Consider the following 24,668-nt stretch of genomic DNA (forward strand, 5'->3'; position numbering starts at 1 on the left):
TAAAGGTTATTCAGAGTATTAGCAGGCAACCAGAAACAGCCGAAGCGGCTGAGGAGACGATCTTCCGGCTTAAGCACCAAACTCTGAATTTCATATTGTTCTTCTGTTCCGATGATTACGATTTTGAAGAGGTGTCGGAGCATCGTTTCATCATCACTTCCCGGATACGCAATGTATAGGATACGTAGTGGCGGGAGGAATCTCCAAAGAAGGATTTACCGATCGCTGTATCGTTGCCATCGGGCTATCCTCCCTAAATCTGCAATTAAATGTGGCTGTGATCGAGGGGATTTGAACGATTCCGATGCGGTTCAGAGAACGCGAATCAAGTGCGTTTGAAGGATTGGCCCTATATGATAACAATACGTTTGGTATTTTGCTCGTTGACGGCTTGAGGAAAGCGGAGGAAAAAGTATTGTCGGTTATTCAATCCCTATTTCCCAACAAAGACTTCCCTCTTATTGGGGGAAGCGCCGGAGATAACGGGAAGTTTGGCATGATGCTTAGCTGCAACGGCAGCTTATACTCAAATGCAGCCATTCTGACAATCGTAAAAACCAAACATCCATTTTACTTGTATCGAGAAAATATATTTGTCCCAAAAGGTGAGTCGTTGACGGTGACTAAAGCAGATATAAGAGAACGAAAAATATACGAGAATAATCATGCTCCTGCAGCGGACTATTATGACCAAGCAAATAGGTGTTCCGGTGGATCAACTTTCCGAATATTTCATGTATCATCCGTAGCACCTCACCTGAAATCTAGCGGGTATATTACATGACGTGTTATTTCTTATAATGTTTACAAAGTCCAGCAATCACACGAAAAACAGCGAACCGGCCAAGCTGAGATTTCTTGAACAGGACCGGCCAGCCAGGCGAATATAGGTGAAGTCAATTCTAAGAGGTGCACATTGCTCTCAATGAGGCAGTGCTTTTTGTTTGAAATATCTTTGCAGCGGGGGATACACTATGGAATTGCGCCAGCTTGAATATTTTATTCAAATATGCAAATCGGGAAGTTTCAGCAAAGCTAAAGAAGAATTAGGTGTGACTCAGCCTACACTAAGTCAGCAAATTCGGGTTTTGGAAGATGAGTATAATATTCCATTGTTCGATCGGGTAAGTAAGGGAGTTGAAGTAACGGAAGCGGGAAAAATTCTCTTGAATAAGGGAAACGCTATTATGAATCTTCTTGAAGAGACGCGAAATGAAATATATGGCCGAAACAATATATCTGGAGAAACAACTTCTATTGGATGTTGTCCTGCTGAACTTGAATATCTTGCTCCTTATTTCATGAGATTTCGCGAGAAGTACCCGAATATTCTATTAAAAATTATCGATGCAAAGGATGCAGAGAATAAAGTTTTGGAGCAGAGGGTAGACATTGGAATCACTGCAAATCCGATTTCTGATGCTTCGGTCATTTCGACTCATTTGTATAGACAAGATATGGCGCTATTGATTCACTCAGAACATCCTTTAGCCGATAAATCTTCGATACCTTTTCGATCCTTAAAGCAAATGAATTCGATCATGTTTTGTAAAGAAAACAAATCATTAATTGATATGTATTGTTTCTCTTGTGGGTTTACCTTGAAGTCGATAATAGAAACGTCCTCCACTTCAGTATTGATTCATTGGGTTCGTCATGGACTTGGAGCAGCTCTTATACCAACATCTTTGCTCGAAAGTCTAAGGGACGATTCTTTGCGTATTGTAAGATTAGAAGGCCATGTTCCTTGTTGGGATATATCTCTTGTATATCTTAATTCCGTTACTATGAGGTCTACTGCACGTATATTCATTAAAGAGATGAATTCATATGTCCAAGCGGTTAAATGCGTTTAACGAAGATGTGGCGGCTAAAGCGAGGCAGCTGAGCGATTATACGGACATCCGTCTGCAGTCTCCGCAAGAGATCGGTTTGATGCTGGGCGTTTCCGAGTACACTCGGAAGTATTTAGGCGAATATTTGACCAACTATGAGAAGCTCAAAGTTTCCAGTTTCGTCAACGGCATTAATGGGATAGCTTCTAGCCAGAGCCATGCGATCGTTGTCACCAAATATACGGATAATTATGTCATCTTGAATAATCGGACCGGGAACCTGGATTTTTTCCGATCGGAATTTTTCATGACGGAAGAGCTGCTGAATACGATCATCTCCCGCTTTAACGAAGATTGCAGCGAGCTGGTTCTGGTGCATACCGTAAAGGATTTCGATCAAAAGAATCTGTATATCATTGCACGGCAGGAATGCTAAGGCGCCACCAACTATGAGTTTCGCTGCACGCATATTCATTCAAGAGATGAATTCATATGTAAGTACAGGACGATCATATTAAACAGTACGATCTATTGGGAAAAGGGGGTAAATCTTTCGTGTTCAGGCAACTAGAATGTTACGTTCAAATTTGCAAAGAAGGAAGCTTTACTAAGGCTGCAGAAGTTTTAATGATCTCTCAATCTAATTTAAGTCAACAGATCCGATTTTTAGAGAGAGAAGTTGGAACTCCATTGTTCGCGAGAGTTGGTAGAGGGGTAAAGATTACAGCTGCTGGTGAAATACTTTACGAAAAAGCTCTTTTCATGATGAGGCTCATTGAAGAATCGAAGAAAGAAACTTACGAGTTACGCAATGCTCGAACAAATAATCTTTTAATAGGCATCTCGCCTATGGCCTTTTTTTGTTTAATACCCCGTTTTTTGGAATTCCATGAACAGTATCCTGATATCACATTAAATTTTACCAGTGCAGAGGATACATCACAGCAATTATTGAATAGTAGTATCGATATTGGCATTACCGACAAACATGAACCAAACAAAGAAATTCATATGATGCACCTATATAAAGAAGAACAAGCATTGGTCGTTTATGCGGATCATCCATGGGCAGATCGAACCGTTATTTCTTTTCATGAGCTAGAGGATTTAGAATCTGCCTTATTTGTTAAGGATATAAGTTTAATCGAGCAACTTCATAAATTAAGCCATAAGATCGCCAAATCTTTGCAATCAAAGTTTAAGTCAACTTCCACGGAAATTCTTCTTTTTATGGTACTGCATAAGATGGGGGTAGCTATTTTACCTGCTTATTTAATTGAAAGCAGCTTTTTTGGTCAGCAATTAAAAATGATCCGACTCGTAGATCCAACGCCTGTTCGTGAGATCAAGCTTATTTTTAAAAAGCATCATTACAATAATCCTTCGGTTCAAACATGTATCGATTTCTTTTTAGAACAATCGAAAAAGTAAGCAGACTATAGCCATCGCAAATAGGGCAATTATGAAGCTTAAACGCTTCCTCGATTTACCCTTCAACCCATATTGAAAAAAAGACATTAACTACTAGCTGTCGGTGATCATCGACAGCTCGGGTGGCCAATCGCTGGTGCTGTTCGGGCAGCTGGAGCAGCTGGACCTACCTTTACGATCCTGCCGCACGTACGAGGAGCTGCATCAGGCAGCTCTCGATACGTTGGCGGCGCTGGACCACTGGTTCTCCCAAGAGCGCGAGAAGTCGAACAACAGCCTGGCCGAGAATATGCTCTCCTTTATTCATGATAATTATAACAAGGACATCAGCCTGTTCAGCTTAGCCGATTACCTGAACCTGTCTCGCAACTATGTGTCCACCTTGTTCAAGAATATCGTGGGCCGCAACTTCAAGGACTATTTGGGCGAATTCCGCTTCCAAATGGCCTGCAAGCTCGTGGAAGAGCAGCCGAAGAAAAAAATCAAGGAAATCGCCGAACAGGTCGGCTGCACTACGGAGATCTTGACCCGCTTGTTCGTCCGCCACTCCGACCTGTTATCGAGCGAATATCAGCAGCGGCTATGGCAAGACGAGTTGAATGGGTAAATCGCGTTGGCGGTTAATTGAACTAACGTTCTCCGTCGTATTATGAGGTCAACCGGTTTTTACTGGTTGACCATTTTTGTCTTGGTGGTGTATTTCTTAGTAGCCGGGGCCGATCGGATGTTCACCTGAGTCTGTGACCCATCGTTAAAACTATTAAGTCTCGCATAATAAGCAATGTTGCGGAACTATATGGAAGGCTTAGAGGTTTCGGCTAGTGAATAGGTTTTTATTAGAATTGATCATCTCAAACACAGAATCATTTTGACGTTCGAACATGTTACCGACCAACAACAAAAAACCCCGTAAATAAAATACGGGGCTGTTATTTTCACTTTACATCGGAAAAGCTTTCTTCATAAACACATACGCGGCTACGTCCCTGCTGCTTCAGTGGCAAGCCTGGTCCCCCTGCGTTATATCCGTAGGTATAACCGTGAATGCCTCACCGCCCTACCTAGTCATGCGATGCAATGTACGCGATATTCTAGCAAATTCAAATTTATTCTAAACATAGCACCCACTCATAATTAGAGAATGGTTAACCGGAGCATAACCTGCTTCGAGACATTACCGCTTGTGTAACCAACGAGGGTCCCTCTCCACGAAACAACCCCCACATCGTTTATCGACAGAAGTCTTGTTTTGTGTCTCGATATCGGAAGAGGAGCGGGACTCGATCGCGATTAGGGCCAGCGCGGTCGCGGTGACGCCCAGTGCGGCGTTGTAGATAACCCTAGTGCAGGTCTTGAGCATGGAAAGCGGCAAATTTCTTTCTAGCAAGAACGGGCGGCACCCACTTGAGGTACCGCTCGGTGGCTAGGTTGAGATCAGATTCGGTTTTCCCAAGCGGCGAGCTGATGGTTCTTCAGCATGTCCTCGACCACCTGGGGGACGACGTTTCGGAACTTGCCTTCGTCGGCGGGGACGATGTCGATCATGCGATCGATCATCTCCTGCGCATCCATCTTGCCTTCAGGCGTGGCGAAGAAATCGTCGAAACCTTTGCGCAGATCGGCGCGCTTTGTGAAGTTGACCTGGTCGTCGAGCCAGCGGAACGGATTGTCCGCCATCGTCTCGTTATAACCCGTGTAATAGGCGCCCGGATTGATGGTCTGGACCTTGATCCCATACTGGGTCAGCTCTTGTTGCATGGCTTCGGCGAATGCCTCCAGCGCATGCTTGGTCGAAACATAGGTGCCCCAGTTGGCGGGGGTGAACAGGCCGCCCATGGACGAAGTGAAGACGACCTTGCCACGCTTGCCCTCGCGAACCCATTTCTGGACAACGCCCTGGGTGAGGGTCAGTGGCAGGAAGACGTTGACCTCGTAATTCTTGCGGACGAGATCGACGGGGATTTCCCAGACCGGGCCGGCTTCGCCTATGCCCGCATTGTTCCAGAGTACGTCGAAGTCCCAGGACTGCGCCTGTTTGATATCATAAGGGTCGGTCAGATCGAGCCGCTCGACGCGCAGGTTGGTAAGGCCGAGTGCTGTGGCTTCCTCGCGCAGCGGGGTCACCTGCGAGGATACGTGGACGGTGGCGATGATGTTGTGGCCATTCTTGGCCATGCCGATGGCCGCTGCCTTGCCGAAGCCCGAGCCAGCGCCGGTGATGAGGATGGTTTTAGTGGTCATGATATATACATTCCTTTCACATTCAGATGGGTTGATGGTTGTGCTTGGGTTGGTGTTCAGTTGCTAACCCTGGTGCAGGTCTTGAGCATGGAAAGCGGCAAATTTCTTTCTAGCAAGAACGGGCGGCACCCACTTGAGGCACCGCTCGGTGGCTAGGTTGAGATCAGATTCGGTTTTCCCAAGCGGCGAGCTGATGGTCCTTCAGCATGTCCTCGACCACCTGGGGGACGACGTTTCGGAACTTGCCTTCGTCGGCGGGGACGATGTCGATCATGCGATCGATCATCTCCTGCGCATCCATCTTGCCTTCAGGCGTGGCGAAGAAATCGTCGAAACCTTTGCGCAGATCGGCGCGCTTTGTGAAGTTGACCTGGTCGTCGAGCCAGCGGAACGGATTGTCCGCCATCGTCTCGTTATAACCCGTGTAATAGGCGCCCGGATTGATGGTCTGGACCTTGATCCCATACTGGGTCAGCTCTTGTTGCATGGCTTCGGCGAATGCCTCCAGCGCATGCTTGGTCGAAACATAGGTGCCCCAGTTGGCGGGGGTGAACAGGCCGCCCATGGACGAAGTGAAGACGACCTTGCCACGCTTGCCCTCGCGAACCCATTTCTGGACAACGCCCTGGGTGAGGGTCAGTGGCAGGAAGACGTTGACCTCGTAATTCTTGCGGACGAGATCGACGGGGATTTCCCAGACCGGGCCGGCTTCGCCCATGCCCGCATTGTTCCAGAGTACGTCGAAGTCCCAGGACTGCGCCTGTTTGATATCATAAGGGTCGGTCAGATCGAGCCGCTCGACGCGCAGGTTGGTAAGGCCGAGTGCTGTGGCTTCCTCGCGCAGCGGGGTCACCTGCGAGGATACGTGGACGGTGGCGATGATGTTGTGGCCATTCTTGGCCATGCCGATGGCCGCTGCCTTGCCGAAGCCCGAGCCAGCGCCGGTGATGAGGATGGTTTTAGTGGTCATGATATATACATTCCTTTCACATTCAGATGGGTTGATGGTTTGCTTGGGTTAGTGTTCAGTTGCCGAGCGCCGCTGCCGCGGCTTGGGCGATGTCGAGGTCCTGAGCTACTGCGCCACCGGATACGCCGACTGCGCCGATCAGGATGCCGCTGGTGTCTAGCAGGGGGAGGCCTCCTGCGAAGACCACCAGACCGCCATTGGTCTGCTCCAGGCCGGGCGAGGTGCCGCCGGGTTTGGAAAATTCACCGATTGCCTCGGTGGGCATGCCGAACAGCGCGGCTGTCCGGGCCTTGCCGAGAGCGATGTCGATGGAGCCCAGAAGGGCACCGTCCATCCGGCCAAAGGCCTTCAGGTTCACGCCAGCGTCCAGGACTGCAATATTGACCGGAACGCCTATTTCTGTGGCCCGCGCCTCGCCGGCGGCGATAATCTTGCGGGCTTGATCTGCTGTAATCATCTGTATTCTCCTGCCTTTTAGAGTTTTACGATGGCATTCAAAATAACTAGTTATGAAGCCTCTCGCATGTCTTATAATACTAATACCGAAATATATCGATCAATTCTATATTTTCTATACATTCAATCTGTTTAAGCTATAGGGCCGTTCGACTACAACATATAAGTACTCCCTATATGTTGGTTGATACTTTGTTTACTAATAGAATTAGTTCAAGGTCTTATAATAAAAGGAGGCATATTTATGTGGTCTATATTTTTTCATTATTACTGAGAATGAAATGTTCAAGTTAGGCTGAATCAATCTTTAGAGAATTCCGAGAATGGGAGGGGTTATGGTGAAAACATTGGTACTTGTCGCTCATCCTAATTTGGACATACTCGAGTGAATAAGGTTTGTTTGAGGAAGTAATAAAAGCCCATTACGCTGAGCTCAAAGGCGTGGTGATGTCGATGGAGCAGCTTCTTCAGTACCCGATCTCCTGTTCTCGCGGAACAGCCGGGTCCGGATGCCATCACGGAATTGTTCGAAATCGAGGTCGGCAGCATCGACCTGTTGATCTTATTCGCGCGCAAGGGCCTGGGCGTTTCGTACGTGACCCGGGAATTCAGCTCCACGTCAACATGCCGTCGTCCCAGGTAGGATTCATGATCATGGGCAACATGCCGCTCTCCACCACAGCGCATAAGTTTATGGAATTGGTCAAATAGCGATGAGTACGCTGAAAAGGCCCGCGATGCGCAAGGATAATTGCAGAGTTTTCAGCCAAAAGTAGATCTGTCTTGCCGTCAGACGTTTCAAAAGTTTTATTAAGTTTTTGCATAAGCGATTCCTATGGCTGTTATAGAGAAAGCCTTATTACTAGTAAGAATACTGACTTTTAGACTTATAATTTCGGACATAGCTTGTTAAAACAATTGAAAGGATTGAGGAGATGAGTAAGTGAGGTATGGTAAATTATAGAAGTGCATCCAAGGGAAGGGCCGCTATGTAAGAACATGTAAATCCGCGGCATAGAAGATGAGAGCCCACCAGGAAATGGTGGGCTCGTTGTTTAGGTATTATTTGGGGTCTGCTACTGTTACCGTCTGCATCTTTACCCGTGCTAAGCGTGGCAATGGATAGACTACACGACCATACGCCTGATTTACAACCTGTGCTGAACAGAGGTACACTGCAACAACGCCTGAAGCAAGCAGCGCCCATGCAGAAATTTGTTCAAAGCCTTTTGCCAGCACACCAAGATCAGTCAGTGCAATAAACGGAAGGGCAACATCCAGTAATATTACTATAACAGAGAGCAGGCTGAATGATTTAAAAAATGCAGGCGTCCACAGCAACAATATAATTGCCAACACCGACCATGCATAACCGTCAATCCGAGAATCCAAAGGTATACCTGCTGTTATCGCGTCGTATTTGAGCAACATTTCCAGGCCACCCACCAACATGAAGAACGCACTGAAAAATAGAAATGTATTTCCTCCAGTATCATTTTGTCTCTTTAAATCCAAGATGCCGACGATCAATTGTACTACAAAGCCGCCTAGCAGCCAACAGGCGATAAGAGGCAGCGCAGAAGATTCCACGCGACCGGTCAGCAAAGCGAAAAAACATGCGCAGGCAACTGCCAGTGCCACTAGACCCGCGGGTGTCGGATTTGCCCATTCTTTACTTGTTTGATTATTCAGCATACTTTTTCCTCCTAAAATTTAATTGCAGAGTTTTCAGCCAATAGTAGATCTGTCTTGCCGTCAAACATTCAAAGATCCCAACTTTCCATATTTGATTGAACAGGTCCATAAAAATGGACATTCTGTGCTGCTGTCTCAGTCTAATGAAATTTAACTGTACAAACAATATTCTGTTTTCTATACAATGCTTTAAAAAAAACTATACCCTTTAAAAGTTTTATTAAGTTTTTGCATAAGCAATTCCTATGGCTGTTATAGACAAAGCCATATTGAAATACTGACTTTTAGACTTATAAATAGGGACATTATTAACTCATATCTACTGGTAGTGCACCCCCTGGAATGGACGTTGGAGTAACCATCCTGGTTTATCCGATGAAATTTTTAATGGGTGCATTTTCTTTTCTAAAAACGGGTATGAGCTAAATGAACAAATAGATCGGACCTTACAGAAAAGCGAAAAGCCCAAATATACGTTAAAGTTAATACATCCGGAATTCATAAACAATATATACAAGGCAAATACGGAAGGAAGTAAAAATATGAATTCCGAAATAGGAGGGGTAATCGTGAAGACTTTGGTACTAGTCGCTCATCCTAATATGGGCAAATCTCGAGTGAACAAGGCACAAATGCAATGCCCCATGTCCCTTTAGCTGAGTTTGGACGCTTAAGTAGACGTAACTTGTCAGTCAGCATACGTTCTCCTAAGTAAAGTATCCCTATGAGCAGTGAGAGATGATAGAACAATATAAAAATAACTAAATTATTAATATCGACTTATTTTCAACTTTATAAAATCAATAATTTCTTCCTGATCGGCAGCCTTTAATTTATCGAAATGCAACAATATGTTGGCCTCTTTTGCATTAATGTCCTTAATTCCAAAAGCCTTGCCTTCTGCACTCTTCATTGGATGGAAAATATATTGCTGACTTTATTCGTTTCGTAAGGGGGACAATTACATCATGAAGAAATCAACGGGTGTCCAAACGGCTTTATTGATCGCATACCTCGTCATCGTCTGGGGAGTCAACTGGCCCTTATCCAAATATGCTTTGGCTTACATGCCGCCAGTGCTGTTTTCCGGTATTCGAACCCTGCTGGGTGGACTATTGCTTTTGGGGGTTGCCATTCCGAGATTCAAGAACCTGCAATTCAGGCGAACTTGGCGCATCTATGCGGTTTCCGCCATCCTCAACGTCGTGCTGTATTACGGCTTGCAAACGATCGGACTAGGGTACCTGCCGTCAGGCTTGTTTTCGGCGATCGTCTTTCTTCAGCCGGTACTGGTCGGTTTGTTCTCGTGGTTATGGCTGGGCGAATCGATGAACGGGCTAAAAATCATTGGTCTCGTTCTAGGATTTGCCGGTGTGGCCGTCATATGCAGCGGCGCGGGAGGTATCTCCGGCCATATCTCTGTCGCGGGGATATTGCTTGCCTTGGGATCAGCGCTCAGCTGGGCGCTTGGCATCGTGTTCGTCAAAAAATCTAGCGCCGTCGTGGATCCGATATGGCTCGTGACGCTTCAACTGCTGATCGGGGGGGGATTCATGACAGTGCTCGGCACCTGCGTCGAGAACTGGTCCGACGTGGTTTGGAGCGCCGGCTTCATAGGGAGCCTGTTATTCATATCTGTCTTCGTCATCGCCTTGGGCTGGCTCGTGTTCTATCGGTTGATTGGCTCCGGAGAGGCGAGCAAAGTAGCGTCGTTTACGTTCATGATCCCTCTTGTGGCTATCCTCACAGGCTGCCTTATCTTCAGCGAACCGTTTACGGTTTCCCTGTTCGCGGGACTCGTTCTGATCCTGCTCAGCATCTATTTCGTGAGCCGGCAGCCATCTCGGCAAGCAGCCCGTATGGTTGCGTGATAAATGGCGGGGAAACAACTCGCGGGCAGTTCATCTGTTGCTGCTAAGCTGCAAATTAAATCATTAAAGGAGTTAATGGTAATGGATCATTTATTTAGTACTTTTAAGAAAAAAGGCTTGAATAAAAAACCGCGTCGTCATGCCTCCTATGTGTCAATTTTCCGTCAGAAATAAAGATGGGTTTCCTACCAAGTGGCATTACATGCACTATGTAAGTCGAGCTATTGGAGGAGCGGGCCTCATTGCAATATACATTAACTATGTAATAACACTCAATTTGAATAGAACTGCTGAAGTATAGCAGTGGTATAAAAAAAATCAAAATAAGGATTTCTTCAAACAAACACTTGTGATTTGTTATAAATAAAAATATACAAATATTGTTATGAATATAGAAAACGGGTGAAGAGGAATGGGTGGAAAAGAAGGGGCGAGAGGATACCTCCTACCAGTCGGTTGTATCAGTTCTTAATTCTGATCGAATCGGCAAAGATAGACGGCGCGGGAGATTTCCGGACGTTCGTCTCGGTAGTCCTCCCGCTCTGCCAGCCGGTTCTGGCTACCGTGGACTGTTTATCGCGGTCGTGCAGTGGAATTCCTGGTTCGATACCTTCCTGTTTACGTCATCCAAGCAAAATTTGAGTACGCTGCAGTACGAGCTGATGAAGCTTCTGTCTTCTTCCATGAACTCGAACAGCAATCCGGCCGTCGCAAACGGAGCCGATTTAAGCGCCATACGCAACATGGTAACACTGATGTCGATCCGGGCGTCGATTACGATCGCCTCGGTGCCGATCCTCGTCGTCTACCCGTTCCTGCAAAAATATTTTGTGCATGGTCTGCAGCTCGGCAGCGTCAAGGAGTAACTGGCCGACAACAAGATCCTCGAAATCCGAGGCAGGGAAAGCTCCGAAGGCATCTACGCGCCGACGCAACGCTATCATGACGGACCTACTTTAACTTATCACGACCGACGACGTCTGGGGCATCGGCAATCCGGCAGGACTATGGTCCGCCCCAATCCGTTTGCCGTCGTCTGGGAGAGCGATGAAGGCCCATGGATGGAAGGTCACATCTTTACAAAATCAACGGCTCATATTGCGCATTGGGCGGAACGGGAAGTGTCCATCGGGAGTCGTTGCGCGGGAGGAGATGGATCGACGAAAGAAATGTTCGAGTTTGGATATTTAGCGGTGCTTTGGATCTATCATCTTACGCTGGATCCTACACTCATATCCAAGCAAAATCAACTTTTTGGAACTAATACATTTGATAAAACGAACGGAAAACAATTAAGACACAACGGCAGCTGACAAAACGATCGGCTGCCGTTTCTCAATTAACGGGCAGATTACGCTGGTCGTGCAATAAACCCAATAACCAAAAGAAAATTGGGAGGGAGTGTGTTTGTTATCGAAGTTCCCCGAGCAAAAGCTTTCGATGTTGCCTACACAACGTTTCTTCAAATGAACTAAATCGTCTGTCTGAAAACCCAATCCCTGGGGGTAAAAAGATTGCTGGATGAAATTCAGCAATCACTCATGGAATACGGTTATTTGGCTTAACAACATCATGGAGCAATAGGTTTCTCAACTCCCGCGGTATCCCCTTGCATACCTTCAAAACTTGAATGCAAACATAGTATGTTGGTTATTCCGGCTCTAGAAAAAAAGACTTAGCAATTGATTAAAAAAGGCGCATAGGATGAAATGGGAATATAACCTCCTGGTAGTACACCCCCTAGAATGGATGTTGAATAACCACCTTGGTTTATCCGATGAAATTCTAGTGGTGCATTTTTCTTTTCTAAAAACGGACATGAGCTAAATGAACAAATAGATCGGACCTTACAGAAAAGCGGAAAGCTCAAATATACGTTAAAGTTAATACAGGAATTCATAAACAATATGAACAAGGCAAATACTGAAGGAAGAAAAAATACGAATTCTGAGAATAGGAGGGTAATCGTGAAGACTTTGGTACTAGTCGCTCATCCCAATATGGGCAAATCTCGAGTGAACAAGGCTTGGATTGAGGAAGTAAAGAAGTATCCGGATCAGATTACCGTGCATGATTTATATGCATCCTATCCAGATTGGCGGATTGATGTTCAAACAGAACAAGAACTCGCTGAAAAGCATGATCGGATCATTTTCCAGTTTCCGTTCTATTGGTATAGTTCACCTCCGCTTCTTAAGAAGTGGTTGGATGATGTCCTGACTTACGGTTGGGGCTATACGTCGAAAGGAGGAAAGCTGCGAGGGAAGGAACTTGGGTTGGCAATTTCTATGGGTGGCTCGGAAATTGATTATCGGCCTGGAGGCGGTGATCTTTATACGATTCATGAGCTCCTCAGCCCTTTCCATGCTACGAGTAATTTAATCGAAACCGACTTCTTGATGCCTTTCACAATCTTTGATACCGATGATAAAAGCGATGAAGAATTAGTTTCAAGCTCTAGGCATTACGCAGAATATCTGCTTGCTGATGAGATTATGAGGTTCCAAGCAAATAACGTACTTCAAAAATAAGATAAAGGAAGAAGGAAGCAATATGACAAATCAAAAAGCTTGGTTTATTACCGGTGCAGCAAGAGGCATTGGTTTTGAAATCCTGAAGGCTGTGTTGGAAACTGGGGATCATGTAGTTGCAACGGTCCGGAGTTCGGCGGAGTCTTTAGCTGATAAATTGGGAAATCCTGAGAATCTTCAAGTTGTTCTTCTGGATATTACCGATGAACAACAGGCGATAGCGGCTGCAAATCAAGCCGTACAGAAATTCGGCAAAATTGATGTCCTTGTTAATAATGCAGGATTTGGATTGTTGAGTGCCGTTGAAGAAGCCACTGCTGAAGAGGTGAGGAAAAACTTCGAAACCAACGTTTTTGGCTTGTTGAATGTGACCCGAGCGGTCCTGCCCCATATGCGTCAAAGACGTTCTGGACATATCATCAATTTCTCGTCAGTTGGCGGATTGAGCGGTTATATCGGATGGGGCGTGTATGGTGCAACGAAGTTCGCTGTTGAAGGATTGACGGAGTCACTTGCATTGGAATTGGCCCCGCTTGGGATTCATGCGACCGTAGTGGCCCCGGGCTTCTTTCGTACGGAATTTCTGGATGCTGCGTCGCTAACGCGGTCAGGTAACATCATTCCGGATTATGCGGAAACGGTAGGAGAAATGAGAAAATTTGCTACCCAAGCAAATAAGAAACAACCGGGCGATCCCGTCAAGTTGGCCAAGGCAATCGTGCAGGTTGCAAACGCGGAGAAGCCGCCGGTCCACTTGCCGCTTGGCAAGGATTCGCTGCAAAGATACCGGGAAAAGACGGCTAATTTTGAAAAAGATATACAGGCATGGCATGACGTTATTACAGGCACAGATCATGATGATGTCTAATTTCTAAGTCGAATACATCCAATTGAACCGGGGGCGTTCGCACTCCGGTTTTTCAATTCCGATCGTTATACGCCGAGCAACTTCACCTGTGGATGGCGCTTAAGTTTGGTACCTTCATTCTGCTTTTCGCCTAGGGTCGATTCGATAGGTCTTTATTAATATGATCATCCTGGTCACATTTATTATGACTGTTTGTATCTCTTTCAAAGGGAGGAAATAAATTTATGACAATTCATGCAAACCAACAGACCCCGCAACAACCTTTGCACACCGAATACAGACCATGTACGACTGCGGAAGAAATCATACAAGGAGTAGATTTGGCAGGCAAGGTTGCCATCGCGATTGGCGGATATTTCCGGTATTGGCTTGGAGGTATCGAGGCTATTAGCCAAGGCAGGCGCCCAAGTATCGTTCCGGCCCGCTCACGAGACAAAGCCATCGTCGCATTGGACTCTGTTCAATGAAGCGTAACTAGGTGAGACTTAAAGAACTATTCGGCTTAGAACCGGATAAGCGTGGCAAGCCGAATCATGTACGAGCGTTCTCCGTACACCCCGGTACAATTGTCTGGTGTGCTTTAAGCAACCAACTTGACTGGAAAGATGGGCGTTGATTGCCAAAACATCGATATGGCTCCTTTGGTTCCGATACAGGAGTTATTTTTTTATCTGGAAATTATCTTAACGAGTGGAATTTTATAAATGCGGAGGCGGTAGGATCAAACTACTCGTAAGTATGGTCCTTGTTACCATGGAGCTGTTCCTAGCAGTTGAACAATAAGGAGGAAATACAGTTGTTTTTGCGAGCCGAAAAAGTAATAAAGGTTCCTCACGGTCTGGCCAGAGAACCGCTTAATCAAGGGATCTTGAAGATGAAAGGACTTACAGTTGTCGAGTCTTGTACCTTTACAAAAGGTTTAAAGGGAACCATGTTTTTGGAGGATCATCTGCTTTTGTTTGTACTAGAGGGAACCTATAAGGTAAGATTCGGCAGTCATGAATATATCGTGCGAAAGAATGAAATGGTTTTACTGCAGAAATTGATCAGGGTTGAATATGAGAAATCGGGAGAAGAAGGTTCTGACTATGTTTTGGACTATATGATGTTCTTTCTTAAAGAAGAGCTCCTCACTGAATTTATCAATATGGCATATCTCGAAAGTAACTATCCATCAGCGTTAGTACCGGTATCTGTCAAAGCGATCAATGAACGATTAATTAAATATATCTATTCGTTGAAACCGTATTTCAAGGAAACCAATAACATTAGGGATGGATTAATTAAAGTAAAATTGTTGGAATTATTGTTTGATGTTGCGGATGCTGACGAACAGTTTATATTCCAGTTTTTACAGCTCAATCGTTCAAAGAGGAAGAGCATAACGGAGGTTGTGGAGCAGAATCTAACCAACCCTGTCTCGCTAAATGATCTTGCTTACTTATCAGGCAGAAGTTTATCAGCTTTTAAACGAGATTTCCAAGCGATCTATTATACAACATCACCTGTACGCTGGATCCGTAATCGCCGGTTGGATATCGCGAAAGAAATGCTGCTTAACACCTCTTTATCCGTTACGGATGTTTGTTTTTCGACAGGATTTGAGAGTGTGGCTCATTTTTCCAAGGTGTTTAAAGAAAGGTTTGGCGTGGCTCCATCCACATGCAAGCACCCCCTGCAAAAGCCCAATCATAAGTCTCCCCTTAAAATCTGATTCAAATCTTTGAAGACGGAGCGGATGGCAATCACGGACTATCCGTTCTCCCCATCTTCCGAACTTTCCCACTTGGACAATACATTGTAAGGTAATCTTTCGTTCTCCCAAATTTGTTAGTACAGTGTTTAGAAAACAAATAAAAAAATTGTGGAACTGCTGATGGTTCCTGGATAGTAATATTGCGTATCCGCTTTATTGCTTCCCAATTCGTATTTTGACTGGAATGTCCCTTTGCAAGGATTGTGGGCAATTTTAAGGGTGTAAAGATGTAATTTAAGGTTTCGCAAATCGATAGCCTAGACCCCATACCGTTTGGATATATTTCGGCTTTTTGGGGTCTATCTCGATCTTCCTCCGTAGATTCGTAATATGAACGTCGATGGAACGATCATTAACATGGTAATTAATGCCTCGAATAATCGTAATTAATTCATCGCGTGTGAATACTCGATATGGATGTTCATAAAAAACCTTCAAGAGTTCGAATTCTGAAAATGTTGTCTCAACCCTATCACCATTGACTGAGATATACCGACGAACCGGGTCCAATTGCAATTGCAGAAAATGTTCAGCTGCGGGAATTTCCGGACTGTTTTCCGTAGAAGGTAGCTGTATTGATTTGCGGATCGCTATCATGATTCTTGCTTTCAATTCCTGCATACTAAAGGGTTTTGTTAAGAAATCGTCAGCCCCTGCAGTAAAAGCCTTGATGATTTCACTTGCTCTGGAATTGATAGAAACAACTATAATAGGTGTTTGCGTTTGCTGTCGCAAAGTTTTACACAACGTAATCTCGTCTACATCCGGAAGCGAGAGGTCGAGCAATACAACATCCGGTACAAAGGAATGAAATGTCCTGAGCCCGTCCCGAGCCGTTGAAGCGGTTTGAACAGTAAAGTCTTCTTCGGCAAGATACATTCGAACCATTTCGGCAAAGATGACATTATCATCAATGATCAAAACCTTCATGATTTGTCTACCCTCCTCCGGCTTTACTATGTAATCTTAGGATTTAATTAGATAATTTTTTGTACTTGTGTTGTTCGATTACAATCATTCCTACTAACACTAAAATCTGAATTGTCATCATTTGTAAAGTTCCAATCCAACTGAAGGCGTTGAACATAAGAATGAATAAAGATAGAGCGGCTGAACCAAGTCGCGTTCCAGCTGGTCCGATGCGAACCAGTCTTCTGAATATTGCGGTTCCGACAAGGTATAAGGTAATGCCGCCATTTAAATACCATGAAAAAGAGTGTACAGATTCGCCGTTAAGTTGTTTAATGGCTACTTCGATACCTGCAGCAGAGATGACAATGCCAGATATCATAATTAAATGAGCATGCCAATAAGCCTGCATAGCTAGTCGAGCACGTTTCTCAGGTGATGCCTGCAACATATAATCTTCAGCCAGTAGCGTATCCTTGTCAAAATAGCTCCACCATAAAGTGATGACGATGGCCAATCCTAAAACTATAGACACAAATAGCGTGAAGCTGAAATATAAATGGCTGGAACCTAAACCCATGGACAGAATGGTTTCGCCTAGCGCAATGAGCACAATCAAGCTGTGCCTTTCAACAAAATGCCGAGTGTTAATAACAAAAATATCGCCTTGATTTTTAAACGAAGCGGTCAGAATAACCAAGACAGCTGCAACCGTCAACCACCAGCTCCATGTATACCAGGTATTCAATATTCCGGAGGCAAGAACCAAAAGAGCTGCTGAAAGGTTAAAAGGAGCCAAGTATGTAATTGCCTTGATCGATGTTACATGTGGTGAACGTCTGAACAGAAGGATATGAATGACCGTAACCAGTAGAAAAGCGATGCCGAACGGAACTCCACCCGTCCCAAAAATAGATGGGATACTAATGGCCATACTAAGAAAACCGGCCATACCACAAAACATCAGCATCCTATAAAGAAATCGGTCAGTTCCAATATTATTTGCCAGCCAAGCATATCCGCTATACATCCACCAGGTTACAGTCAGAACCATTAAAGCTTTAAACACATCCAATACGGAGTGAGTATCGATGACTAAATGGGTTACCTGAGTAATGGTGAAAACAAATACCAAGTCAAAGAAAAGTTCAAGGTAGGATACTTTGGTTCTCGTATCAGCTTTTTCAGAGTCTCCGCGCCGCGATTGATGCATAGTGAGTCACCATCCGTTATTATTTTTGTTTGTTCCTGTCGATGATAAGCTTACTATACCGAATTTTTACGGGGTTTACTTTTCCAAAAAGTTCTAACTTATTGTTCATTTAGCTCATGCCTAAAAATTAACATTGCAAAAGTGTTGGAAAGTTAAACTAAAGGTATGGAAAACAGAAAAAAATCACGGAATTGGCGCTGCGGCTCCTCTGGAAATGAGAAGAAAGGGGATTTAGGTATTTCGTTTCTGATCGTATCAAATAAATCCTCAATCTGTATCAAAAAGCGGTTACCTGATTAATTTGGTAATAAAATTTTTGAAATGCTGATTTCGGCCGCCTGGGCGAGCCTGAAAATACTTCAAGAAAAATAGACGATCCTGATCATCTTTCTCAGGATCGTCTTATTTTATTTGTGGTGTTATTGACGCTTGGGGAAGCCGAATTGCCGCCTTTGGATTTCTGCGGCTCGGGGTGACGGGTAAATCCATCGCTTTAGGTTATAATGTATGTAAGAATGTAATCCTTTGAAAAGAGAAGACCCGGATCGCTGGTAACGAATTCAAGGCCGCGTCAATAGTTATCCGTTATGGGGGCAGCTATTACCGACCTACGGGTATTGATATATCGGTAAAGTATCATGTTTTAGATTTGTTAGAACATTAATTGAAAATCTTAAATAGAAAGGAGGAATCATATTGCTCATAAGGTCCAGTAAGGTTGTAAAGGCGCCTCTGGAATTGACAACTGCCCCATATAATCAAAGTATTTTAAAAATGAACGGGTTATCTGTCATAGAATCGTGTACGCATACGCAAAATAACACAGGAACCATGTTTCTTGAGGACCACTTGTTTTTGTTTGTACTCAAAGGTAAGTACACCGTTCGCTACGGAAACCAGTCATACACTGTAAAGAAGAATGAAATGGTTCTCTTGCAGAGGTCAATCACTGTCGAGTATGAGAAGTCGGGGGAGAAGGAAGAGGAATATTTACTCGACTATATGATGTTTTTTTTAAAGGATGATTTACTTAACGAGTTTGTCAAGATGGCCGATCTCAAGCCCTCCTACCCCGAGGCTCTTGTTCCAGTATCGGTTAAATCAGTAAATGACCGCCTTATTAGTTATATTGAATCTCTAAAGCCTTATTTTAATCAACCTGAGGAAGTAAGAAATGGGCTTATCAAGATTAAACTGCTTGAATTGCTATTTGATGTGGCAGACACCGATGGAAATTTTTTAATTCAGTTTTTGCAACTGAAACGGAAAGAAAGAAAAAGCATTACGGAGGTTATTGAAGAAAACATTTTTAATCCCTTATCTTTAAATGATCTCGCCTATTTGTCTGGGAGAAGCTTATCAACCTTCAAGCGGGAGTTTAAGGAAATTTATAATACTTCTCCTTTACACTACATACGTAATCGAAGATTGGAAAAGGCAAAAGAGCTGCTGACTCATACTTCACTATCTGTAACTGATGTCTGCTTTTCTACGGGATTCGAAAATATAGCTCACTTTTCAAAGGTATTTAAGGAGAGATTTGGTATTTCTCCATCACTGCTTAAAAAACCGCTAAGATTAACATAATAGATTTCTATCAGAGGCTCATGCAATTCGCATGGGCTTATTCTATTGTAACAAAACAGAAATGAGCTAAATGAACAAATAGTTCGGACTTTGCAGAGAAGTGAAAGCTCCAAAAGTTCAGTATAGTTAACTTATCGGCCGGCAGGACATAATAACAATAATCATCAAAAGGATGGGATTATATATGGCAAAGCAAAAAATTTGGTTCATCACTGGGGCATCCAGAGGTATTGGATTTGAAATCGTAAAGGCAGTGCTGGATACAGGAGATAAAGTCGTTGCGACTGTCCGTAGCTCGGCGGAGTCATTATCTAATAAATTAGGAAACCCCGAGAATCTTAGTGTTGTTCTTTTGGATATCACGAATGAAAAACAGGCGGCTGAAGTCGCTAATCAAGTTGTTCAAAAACTCGGAAGAATCGATGTATTAGTCAATAATGCCGGATTCGGACTTCTGAGTGCAGTTGAGGAAGCCACTGCTGATGACGTGAAAAAGAATTTCGATACCAATGTGTTTGGTTTGCTCAATGTCACCCGGTCGGTACTGCCTTTTATGCGAAAAGAACATTCTGGACATATTATCAATATCTCATCCGTTGGAGGATTAAGCGGTAATATTGGGTGGGGAGTATACGGTTCTACTAAATTTGCTGTCGAAGGATTGACGGAATCTCTTGCATTGGAGTTGGCTCCGATTGGGATTCATGCGACCGTGGTAGCCCCAGGCTTCTTCCGTACGGAATTTCTGGATGCTGCGTCGTTAACGCGGTCAAGTAACATCATTCCGGATTATGCGGAAACAGTAGGAGAAATGAGAAAGTTCGCTACTCAAGCGAATAAGAAACAACCGGGCGATCCCATCAAGTTAGCCAAGGCAATCGTGAAGGTTGCGGGCGCGGAGAAGCCGCCGGTTCACTTGCCGCTTGGTAAGGATTCGCTGCAAAGATACCGGGAAAAGACGGCTAATTTTGAAAAAGATATTGAGGCATGGTACGACGTTATTAGAGGTACAGATCATGAGGATGTTAGTGCTCAATAAAAGAGGAAAAGATAAATCTAAGCTTTTAAGGTAAAACCTAGTAACGGCAGATTCATATAATGAATTCTGCCGTTACATCATCTGACGTAAGATAAAATGGATTGCAAAGGCTTGAGTTCCCCCGTTGGCATAATTTTTGCTATGTAAAAAGATAGATTTTTTATTTTTATGTAAGCCTCCGAAAAATCAAACATGAAATCTTATTGCAACTCGTCAATAATCAATGCAATAACCTTATTCAAATCAAGTGGATGATGTACAATGATGCTTCCCCAAAGAACTCCACCCACTGTTGTCACCCCGATGAAAATAAGTAATTCCTTTCTAATCAACTTTCGTACCCGGTTAAGAACCATCAAACCTCCGATGAGAAATATTGTGTACAGGATTAGCATACTGATCATGCCGTGGTTTCACTCCTCTGTTTGTTCCGCAGCCAGGAACCAATAATTAGAATGGCCGGAACGATGACGGCGTAAAGCATATAGTAGCTAAACAAATACTTTTGAACCCACTCAACGTTCTCTATAACGTTTGCGAATAAGAGGGAGTACGCGGAGATGATCCATACTAACGGATAGGCAACTACAGAGCGTCTGTCCACTTTGAACAGCTGGCATATCGCTGTTACCGCACAATAAAATAACAAACTTAATTTGATACAGACTAACAGGAAAATATTTATAGAAAGAATCGATTCTAAATGTTCTACGAAACCGGAAAACTTCATTTCACGAAAAATGGTGTAAACCGGGTATAGATGATGGGAGCTGCGCTCTAATCCTAAAATACCAATTGTCATATACATAGAAATAGAAAGGATAACCCCGGCTGAGCCGATTCCTAAAAGAAATGAAGTTTTTAAATTGCGTTTTACATATGGAAAAAGCATCATGAACATAACCGTCTCCATATAGGGAAATGCAAGCGCATATTTGGTTTGAAGAATTGTGGTCCAAAGCTGAAAATGATAGGGTGTACTGAATGCCCGCCAGTCCCAGACCTTAAGCATGACCGAGAAAGGAATCCAGAAAGCGACTACAATATACGGCGTAACAAGCTCGCAAACCATTGCAATCGACTCAATCCCTTTCACAACAGCATAAGCGCACACGAGCAACACCACGATATTGAAAATGGAAATGGGAGTTCGCGGCATCAGATTGGTATGCATAAAGTCACCTAAATTACGTGTTACCCAGGATGCAACTTGGATGAAATAAAGGATGTAAAGCAAAGTGACGATTCCTCCAGCCCATTTCCCCAGAACTTGTGTCGCAATTTGTACGATACTTTTCCCAGGGTAACGTTTGGATAAATACAGCCACAACACCGCCAAAACTAACCCGTACAAGAACGACCACACACAAACAAGCCAACCGCACTGTTTTGCATCAGCGATAAGTTTTCCCGGTAACAAAAGAAACGTAGTACCGCAGACAAAGCAAAAAGTTAATGTGACCAATTGCCATCCGCTTAGCTGGGCATTTTCCATTTATCAATCACTCTTTTCTACCTTGTATGAAGATCCTGTATTCCCGATCGTTGTGACCTTGGAGTTTACGAGAACCAAGACCTTAAATTGATGCCATGCTGCAGGATCAACGTCTTTATCCTGAATGCCTAGCAGATCCCAGTCTTTGTTTTTACACAATTCATCGAAAGACTTTGCTTTCTGTTTTAGGGATTGATTAAATGCCGTTTCTATATCATGAAGATTCTGAACGGTCATTTCATTTTGTTTATTGCTTAATATCCGAAGATCAGCTCGGACCTGTATAGTAAGACGAGAGGAAGAGCGGTCATATTCCCTATGAACTCGAACATTCTGTGCTTCAACATCGACCTTTTCTCCATTAACTACAATGGGTTCTACAAATTTCTCGAGCTTGCCATTCAAGATGTAGAATACCGTTTTTGTTTCCACACCTAAACGGCCAACCATGCGAGCATGGATAAACACAGCTCCATCATCAAAACTCATCGACTCTTTACTTGCATTGATGCTTTCCAATTTATCTGCCTTAGAAGCAGGTTGCTTGCTGCTGTATTCGAGAATGGGGATGATGGTCGGTTGGTGGAAATTGATACCTTTCGCTAAATCGTTTAACCGGCTAGGGAATACACTCATATGAAAATTACGCGCATGAAGTTCAAACAAAGAGCGAATATACCGGCCCGGTACTCTTTCCAGAGAGGTAAAGCTGTTCATAACAACGGATAACGGTGCGTCGGAAACGATAATATCCACATTTGTCCGATGTTCCGGATCTCGCTCCAGAAAATTAATTAAATCTAAAATACCTTGCCGGGCATACCGTTCCGAAACAATATAACACTGTATTTGAGGTGTATAAAACAACCTTGGCATTACCCTGCTTGTCTTATCCGCAAATCTCCCCGAACTATATTCCTTGAAATCATACGTATATACGGCTGCGCCTCCTGAGCCGCCTTTTTTCGTTGAGACACCGGAGGGATTTATTACTTGATAATAAGAGGTGATCATACCCGTTTTCGGGTCTTTGTCGGCTGCAGCGATGTTGACAATCGCTAATTGATTAATTTCCTTCATATCCCAGCATCCTGAGCAGAACAGCAGAAGAAATAAGGCAAGACATGATTTTCTCACGATTCTCACTCCATTTTATTTCTTTGAATAAAACGCACGCGGAATTCGTTTCATTAAAAACCGGGGGACCCTAACCAAGGTGTCCTTCAAGTCGGAAAGCGCTACGGGAGCTAGTGGAGTCATATATTTGACACCGAACGAACGTATCGACACCAAATGAACCAGTAGAAAAAAAACGCCGGACATGATGCCAAATAATCCCAGTGCCCCGGCCAATAGCATAAAAGAAAACTGAATGATTCTTTGAGTAATACCGAAACTGTAGTTAGGAGAAGCGAAGTTCGAAATAGCTGTAAGGGATACAACAATAACCATCGCTGCCGAAACGAGCCCGGCTTCCACTGCGGCCTGGCCTAAAACGAGAGCGCCTACGATAGATATGGATTGGCCGGCAATACGCGGCATACGAAGTCCGGCTTCACGTAAGATCTCGAACGTTACCGTCATGATAATCGCTTCAATAAACACAGGAAACGGCACTTCTTCACGTTGAGCCGCCAAACTGATTAGGAGGGAGGTAGGCAATAATTCCTGGTGATAGCTTACCACCGCTATATAAAGAGAGGGTATGAATACGGATAACAAAAAAGCAAGCATACGCAACCATCGCGTAAGAGTGGCAATATCCGCTCGTTGGTAATAGTCTTCTGCCGATGAGAACATTTGAAAAAAAGTGACGGGCCCCAATAGAACGATCGGTGTTCCGTCTGTAATGACCGCGACTTGTCCCTCGAGTAATTTAGCGACAATAATGTCTGGTCGTTCTGAACTAACTAGTTGAGGAAACGGCGAGAATGTTTTATCTTGAATCCATTCTTCAATATATCCACTCTCCAAAATGCTATCGGTTTGAATGGCATGAAGACGACGGCGGAACTCATCAATAACTTGCACGGAGGCCACATTATTGAGATAAGTCAGGTATACTTTAGTCTTTGTTGCTGACCCGATCGTCATGGATTCAAACACTAGATGTTCGTTCTTCAGTCTTTTCCGGATTAAAGCGACATTCCGCGATATATCCTCAACGAAGCCCTCTCTTGGACCACGAACAGAAGCCTCCGATGTGGGTTCCGAAATAGTACGATATTCCCCTTTTGAGACATCATAACTTAGAATTGTATTTCCCCAGGTTGGAATGAGAAGACAATGACCTTCAAGAAGTTCGTTGATACCTTCTATGGATCCTGACAATTCCTTCCGCCCAATAAGAGGGATTCTATTTGTCAACCAGTGAACTGGATGATGTGTAGATGCTTCTATGCTTGGATTTCCTTCAAAAATGGGCTTCAATAGCATTTCATCGATCTGATTCGTCGTTACGATCGATGCAAGATAAATGCAGTAAAGGTTCAATTCTTCATTGATTACCAGTTCTTTACAAATAAAGTCGGGAGATTGTCCAAGACGTTCCGTGATTTGTTCAACAATGAGACTAGTTGTGTCAGCCCTTAACATGGAAAATCCCCCACTTCCCACTAATACTAGCCATATTGTTTGCTGTGGTGGAATTTTTATACATATGCCAATAATCTGTGGAAAATTAACCTTACAAAAGTTTAATCCCTTTAATGAACAGAAAAATCAAATCACGGCTTTGGAAAGAAATATTGAAAAGCAACTTGCACGATTGA

At 43.9% G+C, this 24,668-nt stretch carries 23 protein-coding genes and 2 pseudogenes; 15 read left to right on the plus strand and 10 right to left on the minus strand.

The genetic code is table 11. The annotated features are described in order from the left end of the window. The first annotated feature begins 304 nt into the window (after positions 1-304). The 5 genes from QFZ77_RS07080 (at position 305) to QFZ77_RS07100 (ending at position 3,873) form a co-directional block, all read left to right on the plus strand. Complete coding sequence (locus QFZ77_RS07080; protein ID WP_307437941.1) at positions 305-784, plus strand: FIST N-terminal domain-containing protein; 480 nt, start codon at positions 305-307, stop codon at positions 782-784. Positions 785-974: 190 nt separating this feature from the next. Then, on the plus strand, positions 975-1,856 hold the full coding sequence (locus QFZ77_RS07085) for a LysR family transcriptional regulator (RefSeq protein WP_307437943.1): 882 nt from the start codon (positions 975-977) through the stop codon (positions 1,854-1,856). Next, entirely contained in the window at positions 1,831-2,271 is a 441-nt protein-coding gene (locus QFZ77_RS07090; RefSeq protein WP_307437945.1) for a hypothetical protein, read from the plus strand. The genes QFZ77_RS07085 and QFZ77_RS07090 overlap by 26 nt, the downstream gene beginning before the upstream one ends. A gap of 119 nt (positions 2,272-2,390) precedes the next feature. After that, entirely contained in the window at positions 2,391-3,266 is an 876-nt protein-coding gene (locus QFZ77_RS07095) for a LysR family transcriptional regulator (RefSeq protein WP_307437947.1), read from the plus strand. A 136-nt stretch (positions 3,267-3,402) separates the two neighbouring features. Beyond that, a complete protein-coding gene (locus QFZ77_RS07100; RefSeq protein WP_307437949.1) occupies positions 3,403-3,873 on the plus strand; it encodes a helix-turn-helix domain-containing protein in 471 nt (156 codons plus the stop codon). A gap of 827 nt (positions 3,874-4,700) precedes the next feature. Here the strand turns inward: QFZ77_RS07100 and QFZ77_RS07105 are convergent. The 4 genes from QFZ77_RS07105 to QFZ77_RS07120 all read right to left on the minus strand — a co-directional run bounded on the left by QFZ77_RS07105 (position 4,701) and on the right by QFZ77_RS07120 (position 8,628). Further along, positions 4,701-5,507, minus strand: coding sequence for an SDR family oxidoreductase (locus QFZ77_RS07105; protein WP_307437951.1), 807 nt, complete (start codon positions 5,505-5,507; stop codon positions 4,701-4,703). A 163-nt stretch (positions 5,508-5,670) separates the two neighbouring features. Continuing rightward, positions 5,671-6,477 carry an SDR family oxidoreductase gene (locus QFZ77_RS07110; RefSeq protein ID WP_307437953.1) on the minus strand — a complete coding sequence of 269 codons (807 nt, stop codon included), beginning with the start codon at positions 6,475-6,477 and terminating at the stop codon, positions 5,671-5,673. Between the two features lie 55 nt (positions 6,478-6,532). Further along, complete coding sequence (locus tag QFZ77_RS07115; protein ID WP_307437955.1) at positions 6,533-6,934, minus strand: GlcG/HbpS family heme-binding protein; 402 nt, start codon at positions 6,932-6,934, stop codon at positions 6,533-6,535. Positions 6,935-7,995: 1,061 nt separating this feature from the next. Continuing rightward, positions 7,996-8,628 (minus strand): acetate uptake transporter family protein, encoded by a 633-nt coding sequence (locus QFZ77_RS07120; RefSeq protein ID WP_307437957.1) that lies wholly within the window; start codon positions 8,626-8,628, stop codon positions 7,996-7,998. Positions 8,629-9,596: 968 nt separating this feature from the next. Between QFZ77_RS07120 and QFZ77_RS07125 the strand changes: the two genes are divergently transcribed. The 8 genes and pseudogenes from QFZ77_RS07125 (at position 9,597) to QFZ77_RS07160 (ending at position 15,612) form a co-directional block, all read left to right on the plus strand. Further along, positions 9,597-10,499, plus strand: a complete 903-nt coding sequence (locus tag QFZ77_RS07125; RefSeq protein WP_307437960.1) for a DMT family transporter — start codon at positions 9,597-9,599, stop codon at positions 10,497-10,499. An 81-nt stretch (positions 10,500-10,580) separates the two neighbouring features. Continuing rightward, a pseudogene (locus QFZ77_RS07130) lies at positions 10,581-10,749 on the plus strand (oxidoreductase); the annotation flags it as partial. Between the two features lie 224 nt (positions 10,750-10,973). Next, positions 10,974-11,365: pseudogene (locus QFZ77_RS07135) on the plus strand (ABC transporter permease family protein); the annotation flags it as partial. Between the two features lie 141 nt (positions 11,366-11,506). After that, complete coding sequence (locus tag QFZ77_RS07140; protein WP_307437962.1) at positions 11,507-11,812, plus strand: hypothetical protein; 306 nt, start codon at positions 11,507-11,509, stop codon at positions 11,810-11,812. A gap of 654 nt (positions 11,813-12,466) precedes the next feature. Beyond that, positions 12,467-13,030, plus strand: a complete 564-nt coding sequence (locus QFZ77_RS07145; protein WP_307437964.1) for an NAD(P)H-dependent oxidoreductase — start codon at positions 12,467-12,469, stop codon at positions 13,028-13,030. Positions 13,031-13,052: 22 nt separating this feature from the next. Next, positions 13,053-13,898, plus strand: coding sequence for an oxidoreductase (locus tag QFZ77_RS07150; RefSeq protein WP_307437965.1), 846 nt, complete (start codon positions 13,053-13,055; stop codon positions 13,896-13,898). A 224-nt stretch (positions 13,899-14,122) separates the two neighbouring features. After that, a complete protein-coding gene (locus tag QFZ77_RS07155) occupies positions 14,123-14,365 on the plus strand; it encodes an SDR family NAD(P)-dependent oxidoreductase (protein WP_307437966.1) in 243 nt (80 codons plus the stop codon). Positions 14,366-14,694: 329 nt separating this feature from the next. Next, complete coding sequence (locus tag QFZ77_RS07160; RefSeq protein WP_307437968.1) at positions 14,695-15,612, plus strand: helix-turn-helix domain-containing protein; 918 nt, start codon at positions 14,695-14,697, stop codon at positions 15,610-15,612. Between the two features lie 276 nt (positions 15,613-15,888). On the opposite strand, the gene QFZ77_RS07165 is transcribed toward QFZ77_RS07160, so the two are convergent. After that, positions 15,889-16,584: a response regulator transcription factor gene (locus tag QFZ77_RS07165; protein ID WP_307437971.1), complete on the minus strand. Its 696-nt coding sequence runs from the start codon at positions 16,582-16,584 to the stop codon at positions 15,889-15,891. Between the two features lie 43 nt (positions 16,585-16,627). Beyond that, positions 16,628-17,776: a low temperature requirement protein A gene (locus QFZ77_RS07170; protein WP_307437974.1), complete on the minus strand. Its 1,149-nt coding sequence runs from the start codon at positions 17,774-17,776 to the stop codon at positions 16,628-16,630. A 738-nt stretch (positions 17,777-18,514) separates the two neighbouring features. On the opposite strand from QFZ77_RS07170, the gene QFZ77_RS07175 reads away from it, so the two are divergent. Together QFZ77_RS07175 and QFZ77_RS07180 are read left to right on the plus strand one after the other, a co-directional pair. After that, positions 18,515-19,363, plus strand: a complete 849-nt coding sequence (locus QFZ77_RS07175) for an AraC family transcriptional regulator (protein ID WP_307437977.1) — start codon at positions 18,515-18,517, stop codon at positions 19,361-19,363. A 184-nt stretch (positions 19,364-19,547) separates the two neighbouring features. Beyond that, on the plus strand, positions 19,548-20,402 hold the full coding sequence (locus QFZ77_RS07180; RefSeq protein WP_307437980.1) for an oxidoreductase: 855 nt from the start codon (positions 19,548-19,550) through the stop codon (positions 20,400-20,402). A 200-nt stretch (positions 20,403-20,602) separates the two neighbouring features. On the opposite strand, the gene QFZ77_RS07185 is transcribed toward QFZ77_RS07180, so the two are convergent. The 4 genes from QFZ77_RS07185 to QFZ77_RS07200 are packed head-to-tail and all read right to left on the minus strand — an operon-like array spanning position 20,603 to position 24,492. Further along, positions 20,603-20,806, minus strand: coding sequence for a hypothetical protein (locus tag QFZ77_RS07185; protein WP_307437982.1), 204 nt, complete (start codon positions 20,804-20,806; stop codon positions 20,603-20,605). Continuing rightward, positions 20,803-21,897 (minus strand): GerAB/ArcD/ProY family transporter, encoded by a 1,095-nt coding sequence (locus QFZ77_RS07190; RefSeq protein WP_307437985.1) that lies wholly within the window; start codon positions 21,895-21,897, stop codon positions 20,803-20,805. Before QFZ77_RS07190 ends, QFZ77_RS07185 begins: the two co-directional genes overlap by 4 nt. A 3-nt stretch (positions 21,898-21,900) precedes the next feature. Beyond that, positions 21,901-23,034: a Ger(x)C family spore germination protein gene (locus QFZ77_RS07195; protein WP_307437987.1), complete on the minus strand. Its 1,134-nt coding sequence runs from the start codon at positions 23,032-23,034 to the stop codon at positions 21,901-21,903. 15 nt (positions 23,035-23,049) lie between these two features. After that, a complete protein-coding gene (locus QFZ77_RS07200; protein WP_307437990.1) occupies positions 23,050-24,492 on the minus strand; it encodes a spore germination protein in 1,443 nt (480 codons plus the stop codon). Positions 24,493-24,668: the final 176 nt, after the last annotated feature.

The organism is Paenibacillus sp. V4I3 (assembly GCF_030817215.1).
In the GTDB taxonomy this organism is placed as follows: domain Bacteria; phylum Bacillota; class Bacilli; order Paenibacillales; family NBRC-103111; genus Paenibacillus_E.

Excerpts from the sequence above, each read along its gene's own strand:
- QFZ77_RS07080 (WP_307437941.1), top strand. The coding sequence starts at position 305 with ATGCGGTTCAGAGAACGCGAATCAAGTGCGTTTGAAGGATTGGCCCTA.
- QFZ77_RS07085 (WP_307437943.1), top strand. The coding sequence starts at position 975 with ATGGAATTGCGCCAGCTTGAATATTTTATTCAAATATGCAAATCGGGA.
- QFZ77_RS07090 (WP_307437945.1), top strand. The coding sequence starts at position 1,831 with ATGTCCAAGCGGTTAAATGCGTTTAACGAAGATGTGGCGGCTAAAGCG.
- QFZ77_RS07105 (WP_307437951.1), bottom strand. The coding sequence starts at position 5,507 with ATGACCACTAAAACCATCCTCATCACCGGCGCTGGCTCGGGCTTCGGC.
- QFZ77_RS07110 (WP_307437953.1), bottom strand. The coding sequence starts at position 6,477 with ATGACCACTAAAACCATCCTCATCACCGGCGCTGGCTCGGGCTTCGGC.
- QFZ77_RS07115 (WP_307437955.1), bottom strand. The coding sequence starts at position 6,934 with ATGATTACAGCAGATCAAGCCCGCAAGATTATCGCCGCCGGCGAGGCG.
- QFZ77_RS07120 (WP_307437957.1), bottom strand. The coding sequence starts at position 8,628 with ATGCTGAATAATCAAACAAGTAAAGAATGGGCAAATCCGACACCCGCG.
- QFZ77_RS07125 (WP_307437960.1), top strand. The coding sequence starts at position 9,597 with ATGAAGAAATCAACGGGTGTCCAAACGGCTTTATTGATCGCATACCTC.
- QFZ77_RS07140 (WP_307437962.1), top strand. The coding sequence starts at position 11,507 with ATGGTCCGCCCCAATCCGTTTGCCGTCGTCTGGGAGAGCGATGAAGGC.
- QFZ77_RS07150 (WP_307437965.1), top strand. The coding sequence starts at position 13,053 with ATGACAAATCAAAAAGCTTGGTTTATTACCGGTGCAGCAAGAGGCATT.
- QFZ77_RS07155 (WP_307437966.1), top strand. The coding sequence starts at position 14,123 with ATGACAATTCATGCAAACCAACAGACCCCGCAACAACCTTTGCACACC.
- QFZ77_RS07165 (WP_307437971.1), bottom strand. The coding sequence starts at position 16,584 with ATGAAGGTTTTGATCATTGATGATAATGTCATCTTTGCCGAAATGGTT.
- QFZ77_RS07170 (WP_307437974.1), bottom strand. The coding sequence starts at position 17,776 with ATGCATCAATCGCGGCGCGGAGACTCTGAAAAAGCTGATACGAGAACC.
- QFZ77_RS07180 (WP_307437980.1), top strand. The coding sequence starts at position 19,548 with ATGGCAAAGCAAAAAATTTGGTTCATCACTGGGGCATCCAGAGGTATT.
- QFZ77_RS07185 (WP_307437982.1), bottom strand. The coding sequence starts at position 20,806 with ATGATCAGTATGCTAATCCTGTACACAATATTTCTCATCGGAGGTTTG.
- QFZ77_RS07190 (WP_307437985.1), bottom strand. The coding sequence starts at position 21,897 with ATGGAAAATGCCCAGCTAAGCGGATGGCAATTGGTCACATTAACTTTT.
- QFZ77_RS07200 (WP_307437990.1), bottom strand. The coding sequence starts at position 24,492 with ATGTTAAGGGCTGACACAACTAGTCTCATTGTTGAACAAATCACGGAA.